General features: G+C 45.6%; 16 protein-coding genes. 10 read left to right on the top strand and 6 right to left on the bottom strand.

The features are described 5' to 3' along the window. Positions 1-1,335, top strand: a complete 1,335-nt coding sequence (locus tag VA249_RS18280) for a DUF1501 domain-containing protein (RefSeq protein ID WP_221072231.1) — start codon at positions 1-3, stop codon at positions 1,333-1,335. A 134-nt stretch (positions 1,336-1,469) separates the two neighbouring features. Here the strand turns inward: VA249_RS18280 and VA249_RS18275 are convergent, their stop codons facing one another. After that, the gene (locus VA249_RS18275; RefSeq protein ID WP_221070109.1) at positions 1,470-2,321 is read right to left on the bottom strand and encodes a LysR family transcriptional regulator; all 852 of its coding nucleotides are present in this window, start codon (positions 2,319-2,321) and stop codon (positions 1,470-1,472) included. Positions 2,322-2,439: 118 nt separating this feature from the next. On the opposite strand from VA249_RS18275, the gene VA249_RS18270 reads away from it, so the two are divergent. From VA249_RS18270 to VA249_RS18260, 3 genes are all read left to right on the top strand, one after another. After that, on the top strand, positions 2,440-3,090 hold the full coding sequence (locus VA249_RS18270) for a glutathione S-transferase family protein (RefSeq protein ID WP_221070107.1): 651 nt from the start codon (positions 2,440-2,442) through the stop codon (positions 3,088-3,090). A 327-nt stretch (positions 3,091-3,417) separates the two neighbouring features. Then, entirely contained in the window at positions 3,418-6,432 is a 3,015-nt protein-coding gene (locus tag VA249_RS18265) for a flavocytochrome c (RefSeq protein WP_221070105.1), read from the top strand. A 95-nt stretch (positions 6,433-6,527) separates the two neighbouring features. Beyond that, positions 6,528-7,487, top strand: a complete 960-nt coding sequence (locus VA249_RS18260) for an FAD:protein FMN transferase (RefSeq protein ID WP_221070103.1) — start codon at positions 6,528-6,530, stop codon at positions 7,485-7,487. 27 nt (positions 7,488-7,514) lie between these two features. Here the strand turns inward: VA249_RS18260 and VA249_RS18255 are convergent, their stop codons facing one another. Beyond that, on the bottom strand, positions 7,515-9,176 hold the full coding sequence (locus VA249_RS18255; protein ID WP_221070101.1) for an electron transfer flavoprotein-ubiquinone oxidoreductase: 1,662 nt from the start codon (positions 9,174-9,176) through the stop codon (positions 7,515-7,517). Between the two features lie 333 nt (positions 9,177-9,509). Here VA249_RS18255 and VA249_RS18250 point away from each other — a divergent pair, with 333 nt between their 5' ends. Together VA249_RS18250 and VA249_RS18245 are read left to right on the top strand one after the other, a co-directional pair. Then, positions 9,510-10,259 (top strand): electron transfer flavoprotein subunit beta/FixA family protein, encoded by a 750-nt coding sequence (locus tag VA249_RS18250; protein WP_221070100.1) that lies wholly within the window; start codon positions 9,510-9,512, stop codon positions 10,257-10,259. Between the two features lie 10 nt (positions 10,260-10,269). After that, the gene (locus VA249_RS18245; RefSeq protein ID WP_221070098.1) at positions 10,270-11,235 is read left to right on the top strand and encodes an electron transfer flavoprotein subunit alpha/FixB family protein; all 966 of its coding nucleotides are present in this window, start codon (positions 10,270-10,272) and stop codon (positions 11,233-11,235) included. A 79-nt stretch (positions 11,236-11,314) separates the two neighbouring features. Here the strand turns inward: VA249_RS18245 and VA249_RS18240 are convergent, their stop codons facing one another. Genes VA249_RS18240 through pdhA form a run of 3 tightly spaced genes read right to left on the bottom strand, consistent with a single transcriptional unit; the run spans position 11,315 to position 14,524 of the window. Then, positions 11,315-12,457 (bottom strand): dihydrolipoamide acetyltransferase family protein, encoded by a 1,143-nt coding sequence (locus tag VA249_RS18240; RefSeq protein ID WP_221070096.1) that lies wholly within the window; start codon positions 12,455-12,457, stop codon positions 11,315-11,317. Beyond that, on the bottom strand, positions 12,454-13,437 hold the full coding sequence (locus VA249_RS18235) for an alpha-ketoacid dehydrogenase subunit beta (protein WP_221070094.1): 984 nt from the start codon (positions 13,435-13,437) through the stop codon (positions 12,454-12,456). The genes VA249_RS18240 and VA249_RS18235 overlap by 4 nt, the downstream gene beginning before the upstream one ends. After that, entirely contained in the window at positions 13,430-14,524 is a 1,095-nt protein-coding gene (gene pdhA, locus VA249_RS18230) for a pyruvate dehydrogenase (acetyl-transferring) E1 component subunit alpha (protein ID WP_221070092.1), read from the bottom strand. The genes VA249_RS18235 and pdhA overlap by 8 nt, the downstream gene beginning before the upstream one ends. A 524-nt stretch (positions 14,525-15,048) precedes the next feature. On the opposite strand from pdhA, the gene VA249_RS18225 reads away from it, so the two are divergent. The 4 genes from VA249_RS18225 to VA249_RS18210 all read left to right on the top strand — a co-directional run bounded on the left by VA249_RS18225 (position 15,049) and on the right by VA249_RS18210 (position 19,286). Then, positions 15,049-15,369: a DOPA 4,5-dioxygenase family protein gene (locus tag VA249_RS18225; RefSeq protein WP_221070090.1), complete on the top strand. Its 321-nt coding sequence runs from the start codon at positions 15,049-15,051 to the stop codon at positions 15,367-15,369. 483 nt (positions 15,370-15,852) lie between these two features. Next, a complete protein-coding gene (locus VA249_RS18220) occupies positions 15,853-16,479 on the top strand; it encodes a hypothetical protein (RefSeq protein ID WP_221070089.1) in 627 nt (208 codons plus the stop codon). Between the two features lie 174 nt (positions 16,480-16,653). Then, entirely contained in the window at positions 16,654-18,006 is a 1,353-nt protein-coding gene (yegD, locus tag VA249_RS18215; RefSeq protein WP_221070086.1) for a molecular chaperone, read from the top strand. Between the two features lie 236 nt (positions 18,007-18,242). Next, entirely contained in the window at positions 18,243-19,286 is a 1,044-nt protein-coding gene (locus VA249_RS18210) for a Preprotein translocase subunit SecY (RefSeq protein WP_128813014.1), read from the top strand. 78 nt (positions 19,287-19,364) lie between these two features. Here VA249_RS18210 and VA249_RS18205 read toward each other — a convergent pair whose 3' ends face one another. After that, positions 19,365-19,703: a DUF5666 domain-containing protein gene (locus VA249_RS18205; RefSeq protein ID WP_225927128.1), complete on the bottom strand. Its 339-nt coding sequence runs from the start codon at positions 19,701-19,703 to the stop codon at positions 19,365-19,367. Between the last annotated feature and the right edge of the window lie 36 nt (positions 19,704-19,739).

Raw genomic sequence — 19,739 nt, 5'->3', positions numbered from 1 at the left:
ATGGTTTCACGTCGTAATTTCTTAAAAGGCGCAGCAATAGGTTCAATTGCAATGCCGACACTGCTTGCGTCACCACTGAGTTTTGCAAGCAATAATAGTCAGTTTAAAGCCTTGGTGTATGTTTTGCTCGATGGCGGTAACGATGCGGCTCAGATGGTGGTTCCTACCTCAACAGCGAACTATCAAGAGTATCAATCAATCCGCCCTGAAATTGCGTTGGCGCAAGATGCTTTACTTACGATTCCGACAACAGGTTTGGATCGTGAAGGCCGCCAGGTAACGCTAGGCTTACACCCTAAAATGACGGCACTTGCACAAGTGTTTAATCACTTGGAAGCAACCGTTGTTGTAAACAGTGGTATTTTGCGTGAGCCTGTGACCAAGGAGCAAGCAGAAACGGAAGGATTTCGTCTTCCACCATTTCTCTTTTCACATAACTCACAGCGAAGCGAGTGGGCAAAAGGTGCCGTCGGACACAGTTTGACGACGGGTTGGGCAGGCCGAATGATGGACGTAATGGGGGCGAAATCAGGAACCACGATTAGTCCGCTGTTTAGTCATTCCGGTGATGCGCATTTGCTGCGAGCAAAAGAGCATAACCAAAACATCATTCGTGGCGAGAATATTGCTAAGCTCAATGCCAGTCCAACGATGCAAGCGTCAATGGATGAATACTTTGATACAGTAACGGATGATCCTTTTGACAATACCCTACTTGGCATAGGAAAAGACTCGATCCATGTTGCGAGCAGTTTGATCGACACAATCAACAGTATTGATGACGCGGAAGATGTCTCGCTCTACCCAGAAACAGCATTGGGTACTCAGTTCCGTATTACCTCTCGTTTACTCCGTAAAAGTGCGGATCTTGGGCATGGTAAGCAAGTGTTCTTCTTACGCTTAGGTGGGTTTGATACGCATGCGAATCAAGAAGAAGTACTGGATGAAAAGTATTTGGAGTTGAGTGAGGCTATGGCTGCGTTTAATGATCATTTGAAAGCACTTGGCTTGCACGATGATGTCATTACGGTGACCATGTCCGACTTTGGGCGTTGTTTGCACTCAAATGGCACCGGAACCGATCATGGTTGGGGCGGACACCAGATTTTAATGGGTGGGGCGATCGATGGCGGGAAGTTTATCGGTACATTCCCAGAATACAAAATTGATGGTAAAGATGTCTATCAACGAGGACGTTTACTACCGACAACAGCAGCAGATCAAGTCAATATCAGTCTAGCTAAATGGTTTGGTATGACAAGCGAATCTGCGCTTCGTTATGTGTTCCCAAATTATGATAACTTTACTCCGTTATCTGTCACTAAAACCGCTTAACTTGCTGGATCTGACTCTTAAAGCGTATTGGATGTAGAAATTTAAGTTTGTAAAAAAGCACCAAAGGACGTTTATTCTTAGGTGCTTTCTTTATATTGCTAAGTACAGATAGAGAGACACAGGTAGAGAGGGGGCTATCGGTTTATTAACGCTGTATTTGGCATGAGTTCAACCAACTTTGTTAAGCAATCTCTATCTAGAATGGGATGTGGATTTATGCCTGTTAGTAGCACAATATCAACGCTAGGTAAGGGAGGCATGTTATCGAGGATCTTAAGATCGTCGGTCACACTGACTTTACCCATCGCACCGATGGCGAGTTTTGAACGCACAATTGCGCGTTGCGCAGAAGCGGTGTTGCAACAAGCGAGCAACTGATAAGCCGTGCCTTGTTTGGTTAAACCATCAATGGCTGCAGCGTGGTATTTGCAATCGGTTTGAAACAAGGCAAGGGGCAGAGGTTGAGTCTTATCGATTTTAAAATCTGGATGGGCGATCCACACTCCTTTATCGCTTGCGAGCCAATAACCCTCTTCGCTATCAGGGGCTCGAGTGACAATCGCCGCGTCCAGTTTCCCGCTATCAAGTAGTGCTCTTAACCGAATGCTTGGTTCACTAAATACTTGTATCGAACAAGTTGGTTGGGTTTGCTGCAATACACGAATGACTTTAGGCAGGATATTGTCGTTGTAATCTTCGGGGCAACCTAAGTGAAGAGGGCGCTTGTTTTCATAACGTTTCACTTGTTTCAGCGCTTGATTGTGCAAGCTGACCAATTGCTCGGCGTGAGAGCGTAGTGCTAATCCTGCTTCACTCAATACTAGGTTGCGACCTTCTTTTTCAAACAAGCTGACGCTGAGTTCGTCTTCTAACTTACGCATTTGTGCACTGAACGCTGATTGGGTGCGATTGATCTGCTTGGCCGCACGAGTGAAACTGCCCGTTTCGACAAAAGCTAGAAAGCTGCGTAACGCATCGATATCCATATCTAAAACTCATCCATCGTTTTTGTTGAAGTGTTCCATCAAAACTATCCGTTAGTCCCCTTAAATACAATCAGATATTGTGAATGGGTAATCAAAACACGAACCGCATGGAGGCGTCATGAAACTGTTTATTGCTAATCAAAACTACTCAAGCTGGTCACTGCGCGCATGGCTGATCTTTTCTCAATTCAAATTGGATGTGGAAGTCACCAAGCTCAAATTATTCACGGAAGATTTTTACAAGGCCTTGGAAGGCATTACACCAACGGCGAAAGTACCTACCTTGGTGGATGGTGACGTAACTGTGTGGGATTCATTGGCGATCTTAGAGTACGTCAACGAACAATATCTGCAGGGTAAAGCTTGGCCAAGTAGCACTGTGGAAAAAGCTAAAGCACGAGCCATCGCAGCAGAAATGCATTCGGGATTCTTTGACTTAAGAAATGAGCTACCCATGAACATTCGCGCTCTCAGAAAGGTGGAACTTAGTGATGGTGCACGAAAGGATATCGCACGCATTGATGCGATTTGGTCTGAACAGGCAGAACAATTCCCACAAGGATGGTTGTTCGGTGAATGGTCAATTGCCGACGCCATGTATGCGCCCGTTGCGCTGCGCTTTAAAACCTACGGGATTGAATTATCCGACGATGCAGCGGCCTATCAAAAGAAGGTGCTAGCAAGTACATCACTTCAACAGTGGTTAGAAGACGCTAGTAAAGAGACCGATATTGTTGAAGAAGATGAAGCTGGAGATGAAATAGGCTGAATGTCCAATCCTAAGTCATTATATTCTATTTAAAAAATGAAGCTGACTTTGATTTTTGTGGAGTTGGCTTTTTTATTACACCTTACCATCCTTTTATCTGTTTAATCAGCTTGCATTTCTTAATGGTAATTCTTGCTACATCAAGATGTTAATGCAGAAAAGTCATATTTAAAATGCAAACCATTCATTTTACTCATGAGCATAAATCAATAATATTCCTGTGGTTATCAACGGGATGTTGGTTTTCATATCAAAAACACTTGTGGTGCGTTGGTCGAACTGGAGGTGCCTTTGATATGAGAATTAATCTGTTAAAGGAAACTATTTATGGCTCAGTTAGTCGATGAAATTGCATTTCAATCAGGGGTCAAACTGCATAATCGTATCGTGATGGCACCGATGACGATTCAGTCTGCATTCTTTGATGGCGGCGTAACGCAAGAGATGATCAACTACTACGCGGCTCGCTCTGGTGATGCAGGGGCGATCATTGTCGAGAGTGCGTTTGTAGAGAATTACGGTCGTGCTTTCCCGGGTGCGCTCGGTATTGATACCGACAGCAAAATTGCTGGTTTAACTAAGCTTGCCGATGCGATTAAAGCAAAAGGCTCTAAAGCCATTCTGCAGATCTACCATGCGGGTCGTATGGCAAACCCTGAGTTCAATGGTGGGCACCAACCGATTTCTGCAAGCCCTGTCGCTGCGCTACGTGACAATGCTGAAACGCCACTTGAGATGACCAAAGAGCAGATTGAAGACATGATCGAGCGCTTTGGTGATGCAGTAAACCGTGCAATTCTTGCTGGCTTCGATGGCGTTGAAATTCACGGCGCAAACACATACCTGATTCAGCAATTCTTTTCACCACACTCAAACCGTCGTAACGACAAATGGGGTGGCAACATTGAAAGACGTACTTCTTTCCCACTGGCTGTACTTGCTAAAACTAAGCAAGTGGCTGAGCAGCACAGCAAATCTGATTTCATCATCGGTTACCGCTTCTCTCCTGAAGAGATTGAACAGCCGGGCATCCGTTTTGATGACACCATGTTCCTGCTAGATAAGCTTGCGACTCAGGGCTTGGATTATTTCCATTTCTCAATGGGTAGCTGGTTACGTAACTCAATCGTCACGCCCGAGGATCAAGAGCCGCTAATCAATAAATACCGTAAGCTTCAATCTGAAAGTGTGGCGAAAGTACCAGTGATTGGTGTTGGTGGTATTGCTCAGCGCAAAGATGCAGAAAACGCACTTGAGCAAGGTTACGACATGGTTAGTGTCGGTAAAGGTTATTTAGTTGAACCTACTTGGGCAAACAAAGCGCTTAACGATGAAACTTGTGCCGAGTTCGCGGACATCGCGCAACAAGAAGCGCTGCAAATTCCAACGCCACTTTGGGAAATCATGGATTACATGATTGTGGACAGCGCAGCTGAAGCATTGAAGCACCAGCGCATCAAAGAGCTACAGAACGTTCCAATCAAATTTAACTCCGGTGAATACACGGCGTATGGTCGTGGTCACAATGGTGATTTGCCGGTTACGGTAACGTTCTCTGAAGATAAAATCCTCGACATTATGGTGGACTCTTCAAAAGAATCCGACGGCATCGCAAACCCAGCATTTGAACGTATTCCTCAACAAATTCTTGATGGTCAAACACTGAACATCGACGTAATTTCAGGTGCGACAGTCAGCAGCCAAGCAGTACTGGACGGGGTATCGAACGCGGTTGATCTGGCGGGCGGTAACTCAGAAGCACTGCGCTGCAAAGCCAAAGAAGCGGTGGCATGGTCATCGAAAACCATTGAAGAAACCGTGGATATCGTGGTGGTTGGTGGCGGCGGTGCTGGTTTGAGTGCAACCTTGACGGCGCTAGATAAAGGCAAGTCGGTTATTTTGCTTGAGAAGTTCCCTGCAATCGGTGGTAACACGGTGCGTACTGGCGGTTGGGTGAACGCGGCAGAACCAAAATGGCAAGGTGATTTCCCAGCACTTCCTGGCGAAAAAGAAACCTTGATGCTGCTAGCGAAAACAGCGGAATCCGAGTTTGCGGGTGAGTACCTTGAAGACTTTAAAGTACTTAAAGCGCAACTGGACGGTTACTTTACAGACCTTGAGAACGGCAAGCAGTACTTGTTTGATTCTGTCGAATTACACCGCATTCAAACCTACCTTGGCGGTAAACGTACCGACCTGAACGGTGAATCGATTTATGGTCAATACGATTTGGTTGAAACCCTAACGTCTCGCTCTATGGAATCCATTGATTGGCTGAGTGAAAAGGGCATTGATTTTGACCGTAGCGTCGTTGAGATCCCTGTTGGTGCCTTGTGGCGTCGTGCACACAAACCTAAACGTCCAAAAGGCGTGGAGTTTGTCGACAAACTATCAAAACGCATCCAAGAGCAAAATGGTCGTATCATTACAGATACACGCGCAACGGACTTGATGGTTGATAACGGTAAAGTGGTCGGGATCAAAGCGGTTCAAGCGGACGGTACTGAGCTTATTCTTCATGTGAATCATGGTGTGGTGATGGCTTCGGGTGGTTTTGGCGCAAACACTCAGATGATCAAAAAGTACAACACATACTGGAAAGAAATCGCGGATGATATCAAGACCACAAACTCACCAGCACTGGTTGGTGACGGCATTGAAATTGGTGAAAAAGCGGGCGCAGAATTAGTTGGCATGGGCTTTGTGCAATTAATGCCAGTTGGTGACCCTAAATCGGGTGCGTTGCTAACCGGTCTGATTGTGCCACCAGAGAACTTTGTCTTCGTGAACAAGCAAGGTAAGCGCTTTATAGATGAGTGTGGTAGCCGTGATGTGCTTTCTGATGCGTTTTTCGATAATGGTGGTCTGATTTACATGATCGCGGATGAAAATATTCGTCAAACCGCAGCGAATACGTCAGTTGAAACCATCGAGCGCGAAATTAAAGAAGGCATCATTATTCAAGCTGACACGCTAGAAGAGTTAGCTGAGAAAATTGGCGTTCCGACGCAAGAGCTAACTAATACCATCGCACAATACAACGCTTGTGTGGATGCAGGACACGATCCTGAGTTCCATAAGAGCGCGTTCGGTTTGAAAGTGGAAAAAGCACCGTTCTACGCGACGCCACGTCAACCTTCGGTTCACCACACAATGGGCGGTTTGAAGATTGATACTAAAGCACGAGTAATCGGTAAAGATGGCGAAGTTATTCAAGGTCTGTACGCAGCAGGCGAAGTAACGGGTGGTATCCATGCTGGTAATCGCCTCGGTGGTAACGCACTGATCGATATCTTCACTTATGGTCGCATCGCCGGTGAGAGTGCGTCTGATCTTGTTTAAGCACTCATTCAAGAGCGAAACAGAGCAAGATAAGTAATCAATAAGAGGGGAGTGATGCTTCCCTCTTTTTCCGTATTTAGTGTTTGGAGAAATCGATGAGCACCAATAAATACAGCGCCAGATTTCAGATGATGGGCACCTTTATCGATGTGGTGGTGTATCACTCGAATGGTGAGCAACTGATCAGAGAAGCCTACGCACAACTCGCTGATTACGCAGAGCGATTTACGGTCAATCAATCCGATTCTGAGTTGATGCGTGTAAACCAAAATGCGGGTATTGCACCTGTTGGGGTAGCGCAGGACCTATTTGAACTGATTAAGCTTGCTAAACAGCACAGTGAAGGCACAAGAAACCCTTTTAACGTTGCAGTCGGTCCACTTGTAAAAGCTTGGCGCATCGGTTTTAAGGATGCCAAAGTGCCGTCTCATGATGTGATTACCGACAAGTTATCTTTGGTCGATCCTACTAAGATCATTTTGAACGAAGATGACTATTCGGTGTTCTTAAGTCAAAAGGGGATGGAGATTGATTTGGGGGCGATTGCTAAAGGTTACTTCGCCGATCAGGTAAAGTACAAACTGGTTGAAGCAGGCGTGCAAAGCGGGTTTATCAGTTTGGGTGGGAACGTACTGACCATCGGTCATTCGCCGGATAACAGCAACAAAGCATGGAATGTGGGCATTCAGAACCCATTATCAGAGCGTGGTGATGTTGTTCGTATTGTGCCTTTGCAAGGGCAATCAATGGTGACATCTGGCATCAACGAGCGATTTTTTGAGTTAAACGGACAGCGTTATCATCACTTGTTGGATGCAAACACAGGTAAGCCGATTTCGACAGATATAGCCAGTTTGACCATCATTTCAGAGCACTCCGTTGATGGTGAAATTTGGAGCACAGCGGGTTTTCTTTCTTCCGTTGCAGAATCCATTACCTATTTAAATAGTCAGAGCGGTATTGAGGCGGTAATAGTGTCAAAGCGAGGGAATGTGCACTGCACGAATGGTCTCGTTGACTATCGCGGATGTATATTACCAATAACATCTCTTTAAAGCCCACAGCTAATAACCAAAAAGCCCTTACATATTCTGATAATTTGGGCCATCGCCACCCTCCGGTGTACGCCAGCTGATATTTTGAGATGGGTCTTTAATATCGCAGGTCTTACAGTGTAAGCAGTTTGCAGCATTGATTTGGAATGTGAGCTTTCCATCGGTTTTAATTACTTCATATACCCCAGCTGGGCAGTAGCGTTGACTCGGCTCATCGAATTTTTCGAGATGTATGTCAATGGGTATATGTGGGTATTCTAGGTGGAGGTGACAAGGTTGGTTTTCCTCATGTTGGGTGCCTGATAGAAAAACAGAAGAGGGCTTGTCAAAGCTAAGAATGCCGTCTGGTTTTAGATAGGCGATAGGTGAACACTCGCGAGCTGGCTTTAATTGTTCATGATCCACTGATGAGTCTTTGATTGTCCATGGCAATGGCTTTTTAATCAGCGGTAACCATATGTTGTGTTCGAACGTTGAAAGTGCTCCGCCAAGTAAACTACCAAATTTATGAATATTTGCCCCAAAATTGCGCGTTTCACAGAGTTCTTCATAAAGCCATGAGCTTTTAAAATGGCTGTGATAATCGGGCTCCGATCTTTCTAGAGTCATTGCTTCGACAATCGCCTCGGCTGCTAATAAACCTGATTTCATCGCGGTATGGCTGCCTTTAATTTTAGCGACATTCAGTGTGCCAGCATCACAGCCAATGAGCAGGCCTCCTGAGAATTGTTGTTTTGGTAGTGAAGAGAGTCCTCCTTTGGCAATGGCTCTTGCTCCGTAGGCGATCCGATGCGCGCCAGTTAAGTGTTTTGCAATGGCTGGGTGATGTTTAAAGCGTTGAAACTCGTCAAAAGGGCTGAGATAGGGATTGCTGTAATTTAGATCAATGATCAAACCTACGGCGACCTGATTGTTTTCCATGTGATAAAGAAAGCCGCCACCCGTCGTATCGGATTGGTTTAATGGCCATCCGGTCGAGTGAATGACATTGCCGGTCTGATTTTCAGCATCTTGTGGTAATTCCCAAATTTCTTTCAAGCCGAGGGCATAATGTTGTGGTTGTTTATCATGATCCAAACTGAATTGGTAGATAAGTTCTTTCCCTAGGTGACCTCTACACCCCTCTGCAAAGACGGTATACCTGGCTTTGAGCTCGATACCCGATTCGTAATTCGTTTTTTTCGCACTTTGTTTGTCTAATCCCATATCACAGGTATTAACACCCGTAACTGAGCCGTAAGAATCATAGTTAATGCTTGATGCCGCAAACCCAGGGTAAACCTCAACGCCAAGAGATTCTGCTTGTTTAGCTAACCAGCGACACAAATTCCCTAAGCTAATGACATAGTTATTATCATCGTTGTGCATTGGGTTGGGTGTTAGAAAATGCGGTACTTGAATGTGGTTAAGGTCAGTGGTTAAGTATAACAACGCATCTTGTTGTACAGAGGCAGAAAGTGGCGCATTCATGTTTTGCCAATCAGGAAAAAGTTCATCGAGCGCACGTGTTTCAAATACCGCACCAGACAAAATGTGTGCACCCACCTCAGAGCCTTTTTCGATGACACAGATGGAGAGAGGGCCTTGCTCTCGCTCTTGGCTTAATTGCGCTAGTCGACACGCGGCACTAAGGCCGGCGGGACCCGCTCCAACGATGACCACGTCAAACTCCATGCATTCTCGTTCCATGTTCTGCTTCCTATAGGTTCAGCGCTTTACCTTTACTTATACCTTTACTTATACCTTTAGATAAAACGTTCATTCTCATGTGCACGACCTGTATAGATAACTATAGTCCAGTTGACGTAAACGTAAACTAAACTAAGCTCAATGGTAGAAAGCCGTTTTGCGTTTTCTGGCACTCTTTTTTGATGCTATCTATTGATATTGATGCCGCTTGCTTATTTTTAGTGACAATGTCACATCTATGAGTGCCATTAGCTAGTTGTCAAAAATCATCAATATCGAAAACCATTAATATCCAACGAATGGATTCGTTTTGGTGAACAGTTTGGAGGGAACATGAAAGTACTGGTTGCGATTAAACGTGTCATTGATCCCTACGTGAAAGTTCGGGTGAAATCGGACGGTTCTGGCGTAGAAACGAATAACGTTAAAATGGCGATGAATCCGTTTTGTGAAATCGCAGTGGAAGAATCGGTTCGGCTCAAAGAAGCGGGCGTCGCTGATGAGGTCATTGCCGTTTCAATAGGGGAATCAAGTTGTCAGGAGCAGCTACGGTCGGCGTTAGCTTTAGGTGCTGACCGTGCGATTCATATTGATGTAGAACATGTTCCTGAACCGCTTGCCGTCGCGAAGTTGCTTAAAGCAGTGATGGAACAAGAGCAAGCAAAACTGGTGCTGCTAGGTAAACAGTCTATTGATACGGACAACAACCAAGTCGCCCAAATGCTGGCGGCGCTAACACAGCGTCCGCAAGGAACATTTGCGTCAGAAATCCGCGTTGAAGGAGATACAGTACTTGTCACTCGAGAAATTGATGGAGGCCTTGAAACCTTAAAACTCGATCTTCCGGCGATTGTCAGTACCGACTTACGATTAAATGTTCCACGCTATGCTTCACTTCCAAATATCATGAAAGCCAAGAAAAAAACGCTGTTAGTTGTCACTCCCGATCATTTTGGTGTGAAGTTAGAAAATCGCCAACAAGTATTAGAAGTGATGCCACCGCCTGAGCGTAAAGCCGGAGAAATGGTCGCAAATGTCAATGAGCTGGTGGATAAACTTAAGAACGAAGCGAAAGTGATATAAGGGGACGACGATGGATAACATACAGCGAGCGACCTTAGTGATTGCTGAGCACGACAATCAGTCTGTGTCGGTGGACACATTACGTACCGTAAACGCGGCGTCTCAAATCCAACATGAGGGTACATCACTACCCGTCACCGTGTTATTGGTTGGCTATCAAAGCGGCGCGGTGTTAGAGCAGATAAAATGCGCGCACGGCGTCTCGAATATCATCGCGATCGATGCCAAAGAATACCAACACGCATTAGCAGAAAACCTAGCGGAACTCATTGCAGAAATCGGCAAAAACTATTCGCACATACTGACCCCATCTACGACGTTTGGCAAAAACCTTATGCCTCGTGTCGCCGCACTTTTGGATGTCGGTCAACTGTCTGATGTTATTGCCATAGAGTCTTTAGATACGGTAGTACGACCAATTTACGCGGGAAACGCGTTAGCCAGAGTGCGCTCCAACGATACGATCAAAGTAATGACGATTCGGAGTTCTGCTTTCGATGCGGTAGCGGTGTCTGATGCACCTATCGTCGAGCATGTTACGATGGCTGAGAAGATTATTGCAGCAGCGCACAGTATGTTTGTATCACAGCAAAAAGTAGAGAGCGAGCGCCCAGAACTGCCAGCCGCGAGTGTCGTGGTATCGGGTGGTCGAGGGTTAGGTAGCAAAGAGAATTTTGCGTTAGTGGAGCAATTGGCGGATAAACTGGGTGGTGCCATTGGGGCATCGCGTGCGGCGGTAGATGCGGGCTTTGTTTCAAATGACTTACAAGTTGGACAGACGGGTAAAATCGTAGCACCACAGTTATACATTGCCGTTGGGATCTCCGGTGCAATTCAACATTTAGCAGGGATGAAAGATTCAAAAGTCATCGTTGCGATAAATAACGATCCTGACGCACCGATTTTTCAAGTAGCAGACTATGGGCTAGTCGGCGACTTGTTTGAAATCATGCCAGAGTTACTAGACAAGATTTGAAGACTGTTCTAGTAAAGCTGTAATACTAAATAGGGCTTCCAATCGGAAGCCCTGATTTTATAAGTTAATTGTTGCGATTTCAGGCAACGCTTGGCTTTCTTAAGTGTTCTGCCAAGAGCTTGGTGAATCGTGCTGCCTCCCCGCCAGTACAGGCTCGATGGTCGAATGTGATAGACAGAGGCATTGCTTTGACCGTCATCGCTTGTCCGTCACGAATCACCACTTTCTCAATGATGCGACCAGCCCCAACGATTGCAACTTGAGGTGGTGTGACAACCGGTGTGGCATAAATGCCTGCAATTGCCCCAAAATTAGAAAGCGTTATGGTTGCGTGCTGAAGTTGCTCTCGACCTATCTTTCGTTCCCTGATCCCTTTTACCGTTTGATCTAACCATTGGCGAACTTCTTGCGGTTCATATTCGTCAGCATGACGTAGGACTGGCACATAAAGTCCGTGACGACTGTCCACCGCAACCCCAATGTTGACGGTACTGTGGACGCAACGTGTCATGGTTTCAGCATCGAACCATGCGTTCATTGCGGGTTCTTCTAAACACGCGTGAACAATCGCTTGTACGAGACGAATACTGATGTCTTCGTTGGGTTTCCATCCGTCTAATACCGCTTCTTCTGTAATAGTGACGGCCGCCACATTGTGATGGGACTCGGCCATCGTGGTCACCATAATACGGCGAGCACCTTTCAGCACTTCTGTTCCGGGCCGCTGCTTGCCCGCTTCGTCGTAGATATCGGCATCAACAATGAGCCCGCTTGGGCCACTGCCTTTGACAAGGGTTAGATCAACACCGAGCTTTTTCGCTAATAACCGAGCGGATGGTAGAGCAGTGATCAGGTTGTTCGATGAAAGATTATGTTCACCACCAATCCAAAAATCATCGACATTCACACTATGTGCATGTTGAGAGACATTGCCGACAACGGTCGCCGCATCTGCATTTTTTTTGCTTTCAGATGCTATCTGCTCACCTGTTTCATCAATTTCAAGCAACAGCGCACCGATGTTAATGACATCACCTTCCTCACCGTGGCGACTGACAATTCGACCGCTATACGGCGCAGGCACGTCGACGGTGGCTTTTGCGGTTTCGACCGTGAGTACAATTTGGTCTAGCTTAACGCTATCGCCAACATTAATATGCCATTTTACTATTTCGGACTCAGCGAGGCCCTCTCCAAGATCGGGTAAGTTAAAGGTTTTCATTTCCAATCCTCCATGAGCTCTCGGGCTGCGATGACGATGTCTTCTTCCTGAATCATGTAATAGTCCTCATTGCGGTAATAAGGCATGATGGTATCCATACCGGTAACGCGTTTGGGTGGAGCCTTGAGTAGACACATCGCATGTTCCGCAGTGCGGGCCAGTAATTCGGCGCCGACACCACAGGTTTTGCTTGCTTCATGAACCACAAGTAAACGTCCGGTTTTTTCCAATGAACGGAAGATAGTCGCGGTATCAATGGGTTTGATGCTCGCTAAATCAATAACCTCAACTTCAATACCTTGGCGGGACAAGGATTGGGCTGCTTGAAGAGATTCCACAACGCACGCGCCCCAGGTAACCAACGTCACGTCACGGCCCTTGCGTAGTGTAAAACACGTATCTAAAGGCAGCGCTTCACCGTTATCGATCACGTCCGACTTCACAGTGCGGTAGATTCGCTTGGGTTCAAAAAACATGACCGGATCGTTACTTCGGATTGCGGCAAGCAACAACCCATAAGCGCGCTGTGGGGAAGAGGGAATCACCACTTTAAAACCTGCGGTATGAGCGAACAGCGCTTCAACACTCTCGGAATGGTGTTCAGGAGCGTGGATTCCGCCACCGAAAGGTGCACGAAAGACAGCAGGGCAGGTGAGGCGACCACGAGTACGGTTGCGCATTCGAGCAGCATGACACATGAGATGCTCTAACGCAGGGAAGACGAAACCTTGAAACTGGAATTCAGCAATAGGGCGCAAGCCTTGCGTTGCCATTCCGACCGTAACGCCGCCAATTAACGCTTCCGCGAGTGGCGTATCGATCACTCGTCTTAAGCCAAACTTCTGTTTTAGACCAACGGTTGCACGAAATACCCCACCGTTATCACCGACGTCTTCACCCAACAAAACCACACTTGGGTCACGTTCCATTTCGTGGTGCAGTGCGAGGTTTATTGCTTCAACTAACGTGAGTTCAGCCATGTTTTCCTCCCTGCATGCGCATTGCTTTATTGATCAGTGCGTCTCTTTGAGCATGAAGCTCCTGAGGTAAAGACTCGTAAAGGAAATCAAAGCCAGTTTCTGGCGATTGATGTTGCATGTTGAGGTAGTTTTGGACGGCCTCTTCAACTCGTTGTTTACAATGTTCTTGCCATGCTTGCTCTTTTTCATTACTCCAAAGGCCTTGCAGAGTTAGGAACTTTTTCAAGCGATGAATCGGCTCATATCGCCATGCGGTTTGGACTTCATCTTCATTTCGGTAACGACTCGCGTCGTCAGCGGTAGTGTGGTCACTCAAGCGGTAACTGATTGCTTCTATGAGCGTGGCACCTTTGCCTTTTCTGGCTCTTTCTAGTGCGCTTTGGGTTGCGTCATACACCGCGACGATATCATTTCCATCCACGGTTATTCCGGGAATACCGGCACCGTTTGCTTTCTCGGATAAAAATTCCGCCGCGCATTGGAGGCGACGAGGAACCGAGATCGCCCACTGGTTATTGTTAACAACAAACACTAACGGGATATTCCAAGCGCCAGCGCAGTTGATGGATTCAAGAAAATCGCCTTTAGAGGTTGCACCATCACCACACATCACGAGTGCTGCTTCATGATTCCCTTGTATTTTTAAAGCAGATGCAACGCCCACAGCGTGTGTACATTGAGTAGCAATGGGGACACAGAATGGTAAATCACGACTAGGAATAGGGCTATTTTCAGGTGAAAAATCACTGCCGCGTTCATCGCCACCCCAATATTGCAGGTTTTTTTCCATTCCAATCCCCCGACACCACATTGCGGGCATGTCTCTATAATAGGGTATGAATACATCACGGGATTTCAACGCTCGACCAACCGCAATGCCGATGGCTTCAGCGCCTAGGTGTGAGGGGTAGGTGCCCAATTTACCAGTCCGTTGCAGAGCAACGGCTTTATTGTCGTAAGTTCGAGTGAGTACCATATCGCGGTAAAACCCAACTAACGTTTCTAAGTCAGCCCAATAGGGCAGTTGGCTGACAAGGTTTCCATCATGGTCGATAAACCGATGCATGGATAATGCCTGAACGTTCATCTCAAGCTCCTTTTGACACTGCAGATCTTATGGACCGCAGCTGATCATTGTTAATGCAAAGCCTGCGTGGTAATCAGGCTTTGATATCAGCGCAAAAGGTCATACCTAGGATTGCCGTTATATTGAAAGTCACCTCTCATTCGTCTTTCTAGCAAAACTGTGTTCTGGTAAAACGCCAGGCGTTGTTCGTAATGACTGTCTACACCGCCCAATCCAGTGATGAATCTTGGTATAACCAGATACATTAAGTGTAAACAAAATGTTAAATCATGCTGCAAGTAGTGTTTTAATATGTAGTAAAGTTTTGCTTACACCCTAACTTTGCAGGATAAACGTCTACTTATAGCCGTTCTTAGTTTTTAAAGTTGAATGGTTTCACTGGGTTTGACAAGAAATTTGCAACAAAATCAGGTGAAAAATTCATCGTATCAATGTGAATTCTATTCATATTGCGGTGTCAGGTTCCTTGAAGTTAGCAAGGTATGCAGGTAGTGTGGCGACATAGTGATACTCATGGAGAAATTATGTACCACGTTCACGTTTATTTTCCTCTTCAGCAGAAAGAAAAAGCACAGTCTTTAAATGATCTGATTCGCCAACAACGTCAAGATGTGACTCAAGTATTCCCATTGGTGTGTAAGTTGGTAGGCCCACACAAGATGCCAATGTTTGAACTGCATGTGCAATCCGTCGGTGATGAATTGGTCGCATGGCTTGATTCCGTTCGCGGCGAATTTTCCGTACTTATCCATCCTGTCACAGAGCAAGAACTTCGTGATCATACTGAGAGCGCGATTTGGCTAGGTCGTGAATTGGGCGTTTTCGAAGAAAAGCTTGATGTGTAATATCATCCAAACGGTTCTAAATCCTGCCATATCGCTTTAGCTAAAGTCATGTCACTTGAACTAAAGTCATATCACTCGAACTAAAGTCAAATAGCTTCAACCCAAGTGACGTAACTGCGCATAAACGCTCTTTTATATATCATATTTCACATATATAGAGGCTACAGTAGAAAGAAATCTATATTGTGAGCGTATAGGTCACTTGGGTGTGCGCTCTTTTCTTTAAAGCCGTTTAGATACGCAACTTTTCCCATCCTGTGCTAAAACTTAATGGTACTTATTCGAGATAAATGAGTTGAATATTCGTTGTAAAAATGAGTGTTCAACTATGCATTACAGTGATTCAGCCTAGGTGGAAAGGGCTTAATGATATCGGGTATAACATAACAACGAGCAGTAAAAACGAATAAGTCTATCAGGGAAGTGCAGTTTACGACCCCTAACACGGTTGGCAGTGGAAACGTAAATTTTGAGGGGGAGAGTATGTTAACACTACTCTTAGTCGCACTGTCTTTGTACATATTTTGGTTGCTGTTTCGTAATGGCCCCGCTTTTTCCGAGCGTGCGCCAAATAAGAAACGTAACTGGGTGGGCCCTACGGCGAATCAAGAAGAGTGGCAAGGCTATTGTTCTGAGGTCTTTCAGCCATTCAGTTCTCAAACCACTTTTTATGCTATCGCGTATTTTGCCAACTTTGTTGCTGCCGCTAATGCGATTTCTTGGTCGATTGTTTATGAGGGTGATTACCCCATTATTATGAGTCGTTTTGGGAGTTATTTTATTTTAAATACCCATGATGCCTTGTTGATTGCCGGTTTTGTTGCCTTGGCTTGCTTTATTATTAATTGGCAACTGGCGGTACACTGTGCCGGTATTTTAAGCCAATATTTGGTACGAGTTCTTATCATCAGCCGGACTCGATTCGTCGCGATCAGTTTGGTGTTTTGTAGCTATTTTGCCTATTTGTTGACGGTCGGGATTTTTTGGCTTTTCCACGATGGCTATTCCATTTGGCAGGGCTTAAAGTTCACGCCAGTCTTCTTGCTATTGGCTTTGCTGCTCGCGTTTGTGCTCCCATCTATGAAGAAAGAATCTACCGATAAAGGCTAAAGTAAATATGCGGTCAAGGCTTATTTATGAGAGGCTTTCTTATGAAGAGACTTGCTTATTAAGAGGCTTACTTATAAATAAGGCGCCCTGACACAATAAAGGTGCACTGCCGTTGTAGTAATTCCTCTGAGGTTGAGGTAGCATTGCCGACCTTTTTTGTCAGTGGGAGGACTTATGTATATTGGCTTTGACTACGGCACCGCAAACTGTTCGGTGGCGAAAATGGAACAAGGTGAGCCACAACTGCTCAACCTAGAGGGTAAAAGCCCTTACATACCTTCCACCTTAGCGGCACCAACGCGCGAATCTGTTTCCGAGCACTTATTTCGTCACCGCAGCATCAAGCCTTTTGATCAGGTGGGTGAGCAAGTGTTGCGCCGTGCAATTAACTTTAACCAAGAAGAGAGCATAGAACTCGAACCTGAAGACATCGCCTTTGGGCAAGCGGCTTTGAATCAATACTTGGCTGACCCGCGTGATATTTATTACGTGAAATCGCCAAAATCATTCTTAGGGGCCTCAGGTTTACGTGATGTTCAGCTGAGTTTCTTTGAAGATCTGGTCTGTGCGATGATGGACAACATCAAATCGCAAGCTGAAAATCATGCGCAACAAGTAATTTCTGATGCGGTGATTGGGCGTCCAATTAACTTTCATGGTCGTGGTGGTGATGCAGCCAATATTCAAGCGGAAAATATTCTGTTAAGAGCGGCAAAGCGTGCTGGCTTTAAGAATATCGAATTCCAATTCGAGCCCGTTGCAGCGGGTCTTGAGTACGAAGCTACGCTTTTAGAAGATAAAACCATTCTGGTCGTGGATATCGGCGGTGGTACAACAGACTGTTCGTTGATTCAAATGGGGCCCTCTTGGCGTGGGAAAGCGGATCGTACGGCAAGTTTGCTAGCGCATAGCGGTCAACGTGTTGGTGGTAACGATCTGGATATCGCACTGGCATTTAAACAGCTCATGTTTCCATTTGGTATGGAGAGCAAAATGGAGTCGGGCATTATGATGCCAACGACTCAATTTTGGAATCCAATAGCCATCAATAACGTTGAAGCGCAGAGTGATTTCTATTCTCGTGAAAACTTAGCTGCCTTGAAGCTTTTACAAAAACAAGCGCAGGAACCTGAAAAGCTCACTCGTTTGCTTGAGGTCTATCACGAATCATTGGGTTACAACATTGTTCGTCGTGCTGAAGAGGCGAAGGTTGCCCTGTCTGATCAAGCGTCATACCGAGCTGGCATCAATTTGTTATCAGAGTTGATTGAAGTCGATGTTCAGCGTGATGAAATGATTGAAGCGATTGAAGCACCAAAAAACAAGATGACGGCATTGGTGACAGAAGCCGTTGAGCAAGCAGGAATAAAACCTGATGCCATCTTTATGACCGGCGGTTCTGCGCGTTCTCCTATTTTGCGTGATGCAGTACAAACGGTATTGCCAAATATTCCCGTTGTCAGTGGAAACTACTTTGGCTCAGTAACGGCAGGATTGGCTCGTTGGGCTGAAGTGTGTTTTAAATAATTCAAGCGTGCGATTTGCAAAGCCCTGTTCTTAAACGAGCAGGGCTTTTTTGTCGGTGATTTTACGTGCTACTTTTGTGGGTTATTGCCACAAAGTGATTATCTATTCCGCATTCGTTTTAGGTTAACGCAATTATGACAGTAATCTTAGCAAGGATACGGTATTCTCTCGCACCTTTATCATTGCCTGAAGTGCCGAATTGACGGGGCTTTAAGGAAAATCAAGAAATTCCAAGAATGAAATACGAACAACAAGTCGGATATCGATACCCGAAAGGTCGATTCGCTATGGTGAGTGTCTATGCATTCACTGGCGCTGCAATTTTAGCATCGACGATTTTTTCTCTTTTACTGTTTTTGTCGATTGATGACAACCCAATGATGCAAACGCTATTTGGTGGTTTGGCTATCATTTTCGAAGCCGGTAAGTTTTACGCGTGGTATGAATACGGAGAGCGTCGTGCTCATCGAAATTATACTGGTGCCATCACTGCACTCGTGTTCTATTTGGTTCTTGCGGCTATCTCCATCGGTGGCAGTATTGGTGGTATCAATAGTGCAACGAATACGGCCCAAAGCCACATTTCGGTAGAGCAGGCGAAAGTCGAATCGTATAACCGTCAAATAGCTGCGATCGACAATCAAATCGAGCTAAACAACATGGCGGCGCAAAAGTACATTGAAATGGAGCGTATTGCGACGGGTGTAACGCGAATTCAAGAGCAAAACAAAACGCTACGTGAAGAGCAGCAACGTCTTGCAATGGAACGCGACAGTTTGCCTCCCGTGGCTCAAGGTTCGGTCATTGGCTTGATTGATAGCTTAGCAAAAGCATTCGGCACAACCTCATCTCAAGCTCAATTGGGGTTGGTTGTGTTCCTTTCAATATTACTGGACTTCTTTGCCGCTTTCTTTGTTGGTTTGATTGGTGAAGAGCAACGTTTCCGTCATTATTACCGTCGTCACGGTGGCATTACGTTAGCAACGGTACGTGATATTGAGATGGAGCCAGCAGGTTATTTGCCCCACATTAAAGAGGACGAAACCTCTGACTTGCAACACGAAAGCGTTGAGCCAGAAGCGCCCAAAACCTTGTTCGAACAAGTGAGCGATGCACTAAAAAACCACCAAGTGACGTGCACCAAAAAAGCGGTAGCCAAACAGTTCCGACTTTCTTCAGAAGAGGTCGATAAGATATTTGAAGAGTTAACCGAACTGGGTTTAGTTGGTAAGAAAGCGAATAATCATTATCACTGGATTGGTCAAGCGGAAGCAGCTTAACGGCAAGATATTAAAAAGAGCATCACTTCATAAAGTGGTGCTCTTTTTTTATCTTAAATATGTTCGATCTTAAGTCGCTTAGTCGTCAGATAGTTCTATTTCTTTTGCAAGATTTTTACCACCACTCACTACGCCTTCAACTTCGACCGTCGCACCATCTAAGTTTGATTCTTGAATGCCGGTGATTTGTGTATCGTCATCGATCATTACGGTTTTTGTTTGAAAATCTGGTACATGCTCTGCTTGGCATGAAAGCACAAAGCTGCGAGTATCGGCATCATAACTGTTTACTAGACCAGCGCACTCAAAAGATTCAAGTTGTTCTGGAGTAGTATCCGTTTGAGTTGCCGCAAAGCTAGTTGAAGAAACACAAGCGCCGAAAAGTAAGAATAGTGGCAGTGTGATTTTACGCATCATTTAATCCTTCATTTGGTTGTACGTATTTAAAATAAG

The organism is Vibrio alfacsensis (assembly GCF_019670485.1).
Classification (GTDB): Bacteria; Pseudomonadota; Gammaproteobacteria; order Enterobacterales; family Vibrionaceae; genus Vibrio; species Vibrio alfacsensis.
The sequence above is the reverse complement of the archived record's forward strand: the minus strand, read 5'-3'. Positions and strand labels throughout refer to the sequence as shown.